At 72.4% G+C, this 9626-nt stretch carries 13 protein-coding genes; 9 read left to right on the top strand and 4 right to left on the bottom strand.

The window, feature by feature from the left end; all coding sequences use genetic code 11:
• The 7 genes from Q0112_RS17850 to rbsK form a co-directional block, all read left to right on the top strand.
• Positions 1 to 452 (top strand): GFA family protein (locus Q0112_RS17850; RefSeq protein WP_297977374.1); only part of this gene is annotated, 452 nt, incomplete at its 5' end.
• A gap of 62 nt (positions 453 to 514) precedes the next feature.
• The gene (locus Q0112_RS17845) at positions 515 to 1255 is read left to right on the top strand and encodes an SDR family oxidoreductase (RefSeq protein ID WP_297977373.1); all 741 of its coding nucleotides are present in this window, start codon (positions 515 to 517) and stop codon (positions 1253 to 1255) included.
• A gap of 13 nt (positions 1256 to 1268) precedes the next feature.
• A complete protein-coding gene (locus Q0112_RS17840) occupies positions 1269 to 2117 on the top strand; it encodes a fumarylacetoacetate hydrolase family protein (RefSeq protein ID WP_297977371.1) in 849 nt (282 codons plus the stop codon).
• 1 nt (position 2118) lies between these two features.
• Positions 2119 to 2994: an amidohydrolase gene (locus Q0112_RS17835; protein ID WP_297977369.1), complete on the top strand. Its 876-nt coding sequence runs from the start codon at positions 2119 to 2121 to the stop codon at positions 2992 to 2994.
• Positions 2994 to 3641, top strand: a complete 648-nt coding sequence (locus Q0112_RS17830; protein WP_297977368.1) for an SGNH/GDSL hydrolase family protein — start codon at positions 2994 to 2996, stop codon at positions 3639 to 3641. The genes Q0112_RS17835 and Q0112_RS17830 overlap by 1 nt, the downstream gene beginning before the upstream one ends.
• Positions 3642 to 3652: 11 nt before the next feature.
• Positions 3653 to 4102: an RbsD/FucU family protein gene (locus Q0112_RS17825; RefSeq protein ID WP_297977367.1), complete on the top strand. Its 450-nt coding sequence runs from the start codon at positions 3653 to 3655 to the stop codon at positions 4100 to 4102.
• Between the two features lie 14 nt (positions 4103 to 4116).
• On the top strand, positions 4117 to 5046 hold the full coding sequence (rbsK, locus tag Q0112_RS17820) for a ribokinase (protein WP_297977366.1): 930 nt from the start codon (positions 4117 to 4119) through the stop codon (positions 5044 to 5046).
• A gap of 176 nt (positions 5047 to 5222) precedes the next feature.
• Here the strand turns inward: rbsK and iolG are convergent, their stop codons facing one another.
• Positions 5223 to 6224: an inositol 2-dehydrogenase gene (iolG, locus tag Q0112_RS17815; protein WP_297977365.1), complete on the bottom strand. Its 1002-nt coding sequence runs from the start codon at positions 6222 to 6224 to the stop codon at positions 5223 to 5225.
• A 172-nt stretch (positions 6225 to 6396) separates the two neighbouring features.
• Between iolG and Q0112_RS17810 the strand changes: the two genes are divergently transcribed.
• Positions 6397 to 6630: a hypothetical protein gene (locus Q0112_RS17810; protein WP_297977364.1), complete on the top strand. Its 234-nt coding sequence runs from the start codon at positions 6397 to 6399 to the stop codon at positions 6628 to 6630.
• 69 nt (positions 6631 to 6699) lie between these two features.
• Here Q0112_RS17810 and Q0112_RS17805 read toward each other — a convergent pair whose 3' ends face one another.
• Both Q0112_RS17805 and Q0112_RS17800 read right to left on the bottom strand, forming a co-directional pair.
• A complete protein-coding gene (locus Q0112_RS17805; protein WP_297977363.1) occupies positions 6700 to 7029 on the bottom strand; it encodes a chaperone modulator CbpM in 330 nt (109 codons plus the stop codon).
• Positions 7026 to 7943 (bottom strand): DnaJ C-terminal domain-containing protein, encoded by a 918-nt coding sequence (locus Q0112_RS17800; protein WP_297977362.1) that lies wholly within the window; start codon positions 7941 to 7943, stop codon positions 7026 to 7028. The genes Q0112_RS17805 and Q0112_RS17800 overlap by 4 nt, the downstream gene beginning before the upstream one ends.
• A gap of 111 nt (positions 7944 to 8054) precedes the next feature.
• Here Q0112_RS17800 and Q0112_RS17795 point away from each other — a divergent pair, with 111 nt between their 5' ends.
• Entirely contained in the window at positions 8055 to 8246 is a 192-nt protein-coding gene (locus Q0112_RS17795) for a DUF3329 domain-containing protein (RefSeq protein WP_297977361.1), read from the top strand.
• 135 nt (positions 8247 to 8381) lie between these two features.
• Here Q0112_RS17795 and Q0112_RS17790 read toward each other — a convergent pair.
• Positions 8382 to 9626 (bottom strand): protein adenylyltransferase SelO family protein (locus Q0112_RS17790; RefSeq protein ID WP_297977360.1); only part of this gene is annotated, 1245 nt, incomplete at its 5' end.

Genomic DNA, 9626 nt, shown 5'->3' with positions numbered 1-9626 from the left:
GCGCCGTCCGCTTCTCGGTCGAGGCCCCGCACCCCTATCCGTTCAACCTCTGCTACTGCTCGATCTGCCGCAAGACCGCCGGCACCGGCGGCTTCGCCATCAACCTCGGCGCCCTCTCCGCCACCCTCAAGATCGAGGGCGAGGAGCACCTCTGCACCTACCGCGCCATCCTCCACGACGAGGGCGACGCCATCAGCCCGGGCGAGCGCAAGTTCTGCGCCCTCTGCGGCACCGCCCTCTGGCTCTGGGACCCGCGCTGGCCCGAGCTCGTCCACCCCCACGCCGGCGCCATCGACACCCCGCTGCCGATCCCGCCCGAGCGCACCCACCTGATGCTCGCGAGCCGCGCGAACTGGGCCGAGCCCTGCCTCGGCCCGAAGGACCGGACCTTCGACGACTACCCCGACGAGAGCCTCGCCGAGTGGCACCAGCGCCTCGGGCTCGAAAGCTGACGGGTGGACATCCGCGGGGAACTGTCGGACAAGACGGAAAAACGCCGGGGGAATAACGAGTCATGGACCGCCTGAAGGGGAAGCGCTGCCTGGTCACGGCAGCGGGGCAGGGGATCGGCCGCGCCATCGCCATCGCCATGGCCGCCGAGGGCGCCCGGGTCCTCGCCACCGACGTCAACGCCGACGCCCTCGCCGCCCTCCCCGCCACGGACGGCCTCACCACCGAGCGGCTCGACGTCCTCGACCCCGCCGCCGTCGCCGCCCTCGCCGCGCGCCTCACCGACATCGACGTCCTCGCGAACTGCGCCGGCTACGTCGCCAACGGCACCATCCTCGACACCGAGGAGAAGGCCTGGGCCTTCTCCTTCGACCTCAACGTCACCGCCATGTTCCGCCTCATCCGCGCCTTCCTGCCGGCGATGCTGGAGCGGGGCGGCGGCTCGATCGTCAACATCGCCTCGGTCGCCTCCTCGGTCGTCGGCGTCCCCAGCCGCTGCGCCTACGGCGCCTCGAAGGCCGCCGTCATCGGCCTGACCAAATCCGTCGCCGCCGACTTCGTGACCCGCGGCGTCCGCTGCAACTGCATCTGCCCCGGCACCGTCGAGAGCCCCTCGCTGCACGAGCGGATGCGCGCCACCGGCGACTACGAGGCGGCACAGAAGACCTTTGCCGCCCGCCAGCCCATGGGCCGCCTCGGCCGCCCGGAGGAGATCGCCGCCGTCGCCGTCCACCTCGCGTCGGACGAGAGCGCCTTCACCACCGGCACCGCGATGATCGTCGACGGCGGCTGGACCAACGTCTGAGGGAGGGAGAGAGATGAAGCTTCTGCGCTACGGACCGAAGGGGGCCGAGAAGCCCGGCCTGCTCGACGCGGACGGCAGGATCCGCGACCTCTCCGGCCTCGTCGGCGACATCGGTGGCGCCACCCTCTCCGACGAGGGCCTCGACCGCCTCCGCCGCCTCGACGCGTCGAAGCTGCCCGAGGTCGACCCCTCGGTCCGCCTCGGCCCCTGCGTCGCCGGCGTCGGCAAGTTCATCTGCATCGGCCTCAACTATTCCGACCACGCCGCCGAGACCGGCGCCACCGTCCCCTCCGAGCCGATCATCTTCATGAAGGCGACCAGCGCCATCTGCGGCCCCGACGACCCGGTCATCATCCCGCGCGGCAGCCAGAAGACCGACTGGGAGGTCGAACTCGGCTTCGTCATCGGCAAGCGTGCCAAGTACGTCTCCGAGGCCGACGCCCTCGGCTACGTCGCCGGCTACTGCCTCGTCAACGACGTCTCCGAGCGCGCCTTCCAGACCGAGCGCCAGGGCCAGTGGACCAAGGGCAAGTCCTGCGACCATTTCGGCCCGACCGGCCCCTGGCTCGTCACCCGCGACGAGATCGCCGACCCGCAGAATCTGCCCATGTGGCTGACCGTGAACGGCGAGAGCCGCCAGAAGGGCACGACCGCCACCATGGTCTACGGCGTCGCCCACCTCGTCTCCTACCTCAGCCAGTTCATGTCGCTCGAGCCCGGCGACATCGTCTCGACCGGCACGCCGCCGGGCGTCGGCATGGGGATGAAGCCGCCCACCTACCTCAAGGCCGGCGACGTCATCGAGCTCGCCATCGACGGCCTCGGCCGGCAGCGCCAGGTCTGCATCGACGACCCGGACTAGGATGCCGCCGCTCCTCGACACCCACCAGCACCTCGTCTACCCCGACCGCCTCGCCTACGGCTGGGCGGCCGGCGCCCCGGCGCTGGCGGGCCGCGCCTTCACCCTCGACGACTACCGGGCGCTCACCCGCGGCTCCGGCGTCGCCGGCTCGATCTTCATGGAGGTCGACGTCGACGAGCCCGACCTCGAGGCGGAGGCCCGCTTCATCGCCGGCCTCGCCCGCGACCCGGCCAGCGGCATCCTCGGCATCATCGCCGCCTGCCGCCCGGAGCGCGACGCGGGCTTCGACGCCTGGCTGGAGCAGGCCCCCGACCTCGGCGTCGTCGGCTACCGCCGCATCCTGCACACGATCGGCGACGACGACCGCTCCCGCTCCGAGACCTTCCGCGCCAACGTCCGCAAGATCGGCGCCCGCGGCCTCACCTTCGACCTCTGCTTCTTCGCCCGTCAGCTCCCCGTCGCGCTCGAGCTCGTCCGCGCCTGCCCGGACACGCAGTTCGTCCTCGACCACTGCGGCAACCCCGACATCGCCGCCGGCGCCGCCGCGGCCGCCCCTCCCTGGCGCGCCGGCCTCAAGGCCCTCGCCGCCGAGCCCAACGTCGTCGCCAAGCTCTCCGGCGTCTACGCCAACGTCGCCCCCGGCACCGCCTCGCTTGAGACGGTCCGCCCCTGGGTCGAGGAGGTGATCGCCACCTTCGGCCCCGACCGCTGCCTCTGGGGCAGCGACTGGCCGGTGGTGAACGTGCAGGGCGGCGACCTGCCGGACTGGATCGCCGCCTTCCGCGGCATCCTCGCCGGCTATTCCGGGACGGAGCAGGCGGCGATGGCGCACGGCACCGCGGAACGGGTCTACGGCGTGCGGCTGGGGGAGGGCTGATGGCCGACCGCATGGTCCTCGTCTACGGCGACTCGAACACGCACGGCACCGCGCCGATGGCAACGCTCGGGGACATAGGCCGCTTCGGCCCGGCCGAGCGCTGGCCGGGCGTCCTCGCCGCCGGGCTCGGCGAGGGCTGGCTGGTGCGCGAGGAGGGCCTCCCCGGCCGCACCACCGTCCACCCCGACCCGATCGAGGGCGTCCACAAGAACGGCCTCGCCGTGCTGCCGGCGATCCTCGAGAGCCACCGCCCGGTCGATGTCGTCGTGCTCATGCTCGGCACCAACGACCTCAAGCACCGCTTCCAGGTCCCGGCGGTCGAGATCGGCGCATCGGTCGGCCTCCTCGTCCAGGCCATCCGCCGCAGCGACTGCGGCCCGGGGATGACCCAGCCGGCCGTCCTCCTCGTCGCCCCGCCGCCCATCCTCGAGGCGGGCTGCCTCGCCGAGATCTTCGAGGGCGGGGCCGTCAAGTCGCAGCGCCTGGCCGCGACCTGCGCCGCCGTGGCGAAGCGGCACGGCGTCGCCTTCTTGAACGCCGGCGAGGTGATCGTCTCGAGCCCGCTCGACGGCGTCCACTTCGACGCCGCCGAACACGGCAAGCTCGGCCGCGCCGTCGCCGCCGCGCTCCGCAAGATGCCACTCTGAGGGGATAGGGAATGCTCAAGGGGATCGACCCGCTGCTGAACGCCGATGTGCTGCAGGCGCTGCGCGCCATGGGCCACGGCGACGACCTCATCCTGTGCGACACGAACTTCCCCGCCGACTCGGTGGCGCGGCAGACCGCGCTCGGCTTCCTGCTGCGCATCGATGCGCCGCTGGCGCGGGTGGCCAGGGCCGTGCTCTCGCTCTACCCGCTCGACGGCTTCGTCGACGATGCCGCGGCGCGGATGGAGATCGTCGGCAACCCCGACACCGTGCCCGAGGTGCAGCAGGAGGTGCAGGCCGAGATCGACGCCGCCGAGGGCAAGCCCTGGCCGATGATCGGCATCGAGCGATACGCCTTCTACGAGCGCGCAAAGCAGGCCTATGCGGTGATCCAGACCGGCGAGCGGCGCTTCTACGGCTGCATCGCGCTCCGCAAGGGCGTGATCCCGCCCGATGCGTGACGGGGAGGCCTGAGATGGGGCGCGAGAACCGCGTCGTCATCCTCGGCGTCTTCGTCGCCGATACCGCCTACCGCGCCGACCGGGCGCCGAAGATGGGCGAGACGATCCTGGGGCGTAGCTTCAAGCTCGGCCCCGGCGGCAAGGGCTCGAACCAGGCCGTCGCCGCCGCCCGCCTCGGCGCCGAGGTCGGCTTCATCACCCGCCTCGGCCGCGACCCCTTCGCCGACATGGCCTTCGCCACCTGGAAGGAGGCGGGCGTCACCCCGGCCGTCACCCAGACCGCAGACAGCTACACCGGCGCCGCCTATATCTTCATCGAGGAAGCGACCGGCGACAACGCCATCATCATCTGCCCCGGCGCCGCCGCCGACATCGCGCCGGCCGACCTCGACGCCCGCGCCGGCCTGATCGCCGGGGCCGCCGTCTTCGTCACCCAGCTCGAGCAGCCGCTCGAGGCGGCGGTGCGCGGGCTCGAGATCGCCCGCGCCAACGGCGTCACCACCATCCTCAACCCCGCGCCGGGCCGCGAGCTCCCCGACTCCGTCCTCGCCCTCTGCGACTATCTCACCCCGAACGAGACCGAGGCCGAGGCGCTGACCGGCCTGCCGGTCGCCGACGAGGACGCCGCCCGCGCCGCCGCCGAGCGCCTGCGCGAGCGCGGCGTCGGCACGGTGGTCATCACCCTCGGCGCCCGCGGCGCGCTGCTGCACGGCCATGGCCGCTCGGCCCTGGTGCCGGCGATCGACGCCGGCCCGGTGGTCGAGACGACCGGGGCAGGGGACGCCTTCAACGGCGGCTTCGCCACCGCGCTCGCCCGCGGCATGGACCCCTGGGAGGCCGTGCGCTTCGGCTGCGCCACCGCCGGCATCTCGGTGACCCGCCCCGGCACCGCTCCCTCCATGCCGACGCTGGCCGAGGTCGAGGCGCTCCTCGCCCGCAGCTGACGATGCGGACGGCGCTCCTCCTCGCCCTTCTCGCCTCGACCGCGTTAACCTCTGGTCACGGCGGCAAATCGTATGGCCGCTTTCCAGCCTCCTTCCAGCCGCATTCCAGTCCGGCCAAGTCGCTGTTAACAGGAACGGAATCTGCCGAAAGCCATATCACGCACGCGACCGCCGATTCAGCCGATTTCCGATACCTCGACCCGGCGCCCCTCGGTGACCGACCGCACCGCCGCCTCGGCGAGCACCAGCGCCGCCAGCCCGTCCTGCCCCGAGGGCGCGAGCGGCGTCCCCTCCCTCAGCGCGGCGACGAAGCTCGCGATTTCCGCGGCATAGGCCGCGGTATAGCGGTTCATGAAGAAGTCGAGCAGCGGCGGCCGCAGGAACCCCGCCCCGGTCGCGACCTCGATCGAGACCTCGCGCTGGTTCTCCGCCGCCACCATCCCGCCCGACCCCAGCACCTCGATCCGCTGGTCGTAGCCATAGGTCGCCCGCCGCGAGTTCGAGATCACCGCCTGCCGCCCGCCCGCCGTCTCGAGCAGCACGTTGACGCTGTCGAAATCCCCCGCCCGCCCGATCTCCGGGTCGGTCAGCACCGACCCGAAGGCCGCCACCGCCACCGGCTCCTCGCCGAGCAGCCACCGCGCCATGTCGAGGTCGTGGATCGTCATGTCGCGGAAGATGCCCCCCGACCGCCGGACATAGTCGAGAGGCGGCGCCCCCGGATCGCGCGAGGTGATGTTGACCATCTCCACCTTTCCCACGCGCCCCTCGTCGACCGCCGCCCGCACCGCGCGGAAGTGCGGGTCGAAGCGGCGGTTGAACCCCACCATCAGCCGCGCGCCGGTCTCCTCCACCACCTTCAGGCAGGCCCTGACGCGCGCGACGTCGAGATCGACCGGCTTCTCGCAGAAGACCGCCTTCCCCTTGCGCGCGAAGGCCTCGATCAGCTCGGCATGGGTGTCGGTCGGGGTGCAGATCACCACCGCGTCCACGTCCGGCGCCTCGGCGATCGCCTCGACCGTGCGCACCTCCGCCCCGTAGTCGGCCGCCAGCGCCTCCGCTGCCGGCGCGACCGCGTCCGCCACCGCCACGAGCCGCGCCCCCGGATTGCCGCTCACCGCCTGCGCATGCACCTTGCCGATGCGCCCCGCGCCGAGAAGCCCGAACCGAACCACCATCGCCTTCCCCCCGATCCCGACCGTTCACCAGCCATATGGATTCCATATCGAATCCATATCGATTCCACATCGAGCGAATCCCCGTAAACCTTTGACCCCCCGCGCCCCGCCGGCGCCCCCTTGCACACCCCCGCCCACCGCGTCATCCTCCCCCGATAACCGGGAGGCGACCATGGCCACAGCCCTCTGCGACGAGCACAAGCCGAAGGATTCCGAGCACGTCAGCTACGCGCTCCCCCTCGGCTACCCGTCGACCGCCGTCACCTGCGACGTCGTCGGCTGCGCCAACCCGGCGCGCGTCTGGCTGACCGCCGACGAGCGCAAGGCCTTCCGTGCCGGCGAGCGCCTCTTCACCATCGGCGGCGGCACCCGGGTCCGCGTCTCGGACGACCTCTTCCCGAACTGACCGCCGGTTCGCCGCGCCCGGCGAGCCATCGCCGGAGCCCGGAAATCGCCCCGAGGCGCCCGCCTCCTGTCAGCGCTCCGCCAGCCGGCGCCCGATCCGCGCACGCACCTCGTCCGGCTCCGACGCCACCGCCTCGCCGAGCTGCCGCAGCGCCCGGCGCAGGCCGTGGATCTGGTCGACGAGCGAGATCACCATGCTGGCGGCGTCCTCGTCGAGGTCGAAGTCGCTCACCAGTTCGGCCAGGAGCTGGGCCCGCGCCACGTCCGCCTCGGCGAAGGCGAGCCGTCCTTCCTGCTCGGCGGGGGCGAGGCATTCGGCGGCGACGAAGCGGCGCAGCCGGGCGACGGTCAGGCCCTCGACGCGGGCGACAACCTCGGTCTCGGAATAGAAGCGGTTCATGGCACCACCCCCTTGCGCGGGTCATAGGCATGCCCCTCCCGCCAGCGGCGGAAGAAGGCCTCGAGCTCGTCGTCGACCTCGGGCGGCATGACGATCCTCAGCGCGACGAGCTGGTCCCCCTGGCGGCCGGCGCGCTTCACGCCGCGGCCGCGCAGGCGCAGCACCTGCCCGCTCGAGGCGCCCTTCGGCACCGTCACCGCCACCCGGCCGTCGATCGTCGGCACCTCGACCTTGCCGCCGAGCACCGCCTCGTCGATCGAGATCGGCAGCTCGACGAGGATGTCCTCGCCCTCGCGGCGGAAGAAGTCGTGCGGCGCCACGCCTACCGTCACCAGCGCGTCGCCCGCCGGGCCGCCGCCGATGCCCTCGCCGCCCTTGCCGCGCAGCCGGAGGGTCTGGCCGTCGGCGAGGCCGGCGGGGATCTTCACGTCGAGCGCCTGCCCGTCGGGCAGGGTGATCCGCCGCGTCGCCCCCTTGGCCGCCTCGAGGAAGCCCACCTCGAGCGTATAGTGCCGGTCGGGCCCGCGCATGCGGATCGCCTGCCCGCCGCCGGCCGCCCGCTGCCGGTTGCCGAAGAGGTCGGCGAAGACGTCGGAGAAGTCGCCGAAATCCTCGTAGCCGCGCCGGGTGTGGTAGGTCGCCTCCGGCCCCTCGGCATACTCGCGGTAGAACTTGCGCTCCGGCCGCTCCTGGCCCATGGCGTCGATCTCGCCGCGGTCGAAGCGGGCCCGCTTCTCCGGGTCCTTGAGCAGGTCGTGCGCGGCGGAGGCGGCCTTGAAGCGCGCCGCCGCCTTGGCGTCGCCGGGGTTGAGGTCCGGGTGGCTCTCCCTGGCGATCTTCTTGTACGCCTTGCGGATCTCCTCCTGGGTGGCGGTCGTGGCCACCCCGAGCGCGGCATAGGGGTCGTCGCTCATCCGTCTGTCGCTCGCTCCCGCGGTTCCGGGCCGACACTCTCGCGCCCGCCGGGCCTTGTCAACGCGGCCAGCCCACCGCAAGCTCCTGCCGATCCGGCCGGGAGCGCGCGCGTGAAGAAGTTCATCGACACCGACCACCCGATGCTGCGGCCGCTCTGGGTGCGCATCCTGCTCGTCGTCGTCTGCCTCGGCTGGGCGGTCTTCGAGTTCACCACCGGCTCCGGCTTCTGGGGCGTGCTCTTCCTCGCCCTCGGCCTTTACGCCGCCTGGGCCTTCTTCCTGACCCCGGCGGGAAAGCCCTGACGCGGGAGCCCCGGGCACGGGGTGGGCACGCGTGCCCACTTCGTCCTGCCGTTGTTTTTGCTGGATAAGTCCCTCTTCCGTCAACCAGATGGTAACCATCGTTAACGGAAGTAGCGGGGCCAAGCCACGCTTCGATCAAGGCTGTCGGGTCTCCACCGGGACGTGCCCCGGCCGGCCGTTCGGACCTGTGAGAAGCCCAAGCGCCGCGCCCATCGCCCCGGTCTCGCGGACGCGGGCGATCTTCCCGGCGAGCGGCGTCCAGTCGTCGTCGCGGTCGATCGCGGCCCAGATCGCCTCGACCTCGCCGATCACCATCGTCTCGGCGATGTCGCGGGCGGCGGCGGGGTGCGCCATCGCCGCCGCGAGGCCGGGGGCAGGGGGGAGGGCGCGCAGCTCCCCGATGACCTCGGCCCAGAGGGCGGTCTCGAAGAGCGTCCGGAGCGGGCTCGCCCGCAGCCGCTCGGGCACGCCGCCGCCGAGGAGGTCGAGGAAGACCTGCTGCACCGGGGGCGAGGTCTGCTGCATCGCCCCCCAGAAGCGGTGCATGAGCGCGAGCGCCGCCTCGGGCTCGCCGGGGAGGAGCCCGAGGCGGGCGAAGGTCTGTCGTGCGAGATGGCGCGTGAAGCGGTCGGCGAAGGTGCCGAAGACCGGCTCGATCGCCTCGCGCGAGGAAAGCAGGATCAGGCACTCGCCGAGCCGCGCCAGGTTCCAGTTCAGCGCCTCGGGCTGGCGCGCGAAGGCGTAGAGCCCGCCGTGGTCGAAATAGGCGGCGGTGAAGGCGGGGTCGAAGCGGTCGAGGAAGCGCCAGGGGCCGTAGTCGAAGCTCTCGCCGGTGATCGAGATATTGTCGGTATTGAGCACGCCGTGCACGAAGCCGGCGGCGAACCATTCCGCACCGAGCCGCGCCACCGCGCCGACGATGCGGTCATAGAGACCGGCCACCGGGTCGGGCGCCGCGCCGGCCTCCGGCCAGTAGTGGGCGATCGAATGGTCGACGAGCCGGCGCAGCGCCTCGGTCTCGCCGAGGGCGGCGAGGCGCTGGAAGCTGCCGATCCGGATGTGGCTGTGGCTGAGGCGCACCAGCACCGCGGAGCGGGTCGGCGAGGGCTCGTCGCCGCGCTCGAGCTCCTCGCCGGTCTCGACCAGCGAGAAGGACTTCGAGGTGTAGACGCCGAGCGCCTCGAGCATCTCGGTGGCGAGGATCTCGCGTATCCCGCCCTTGAGGGTCAGCCGTCCGTCGGCGCCGCGCGACCAGCGGGTCGTCCCCGACCCCTTGGTGCCGAGGTCGAGCAGCCGGCCGTCCGCGAGATCGCGCGCCTGGGCGAAGAGGAAGCCGCGCCCGTCGCCGAGGTCGGGGTTGTAAACGCGGAACTGGTGCCC

Origin of the sequence: uncultured Amaricoccus sp., from assembly GCF_937858865.1 — a bacterium.
Lineage (GTDB): Bacteria > Pseudomonadota > Alphaproteobacteria > Rhodobacterales > Rhodobacteraceae > Amaricoccus.
The sequence above is the reverse complement of the archived record's forward strand: the minus strand, read 5'-3'. Positions and strand labels throughout refer to the sequence as shown.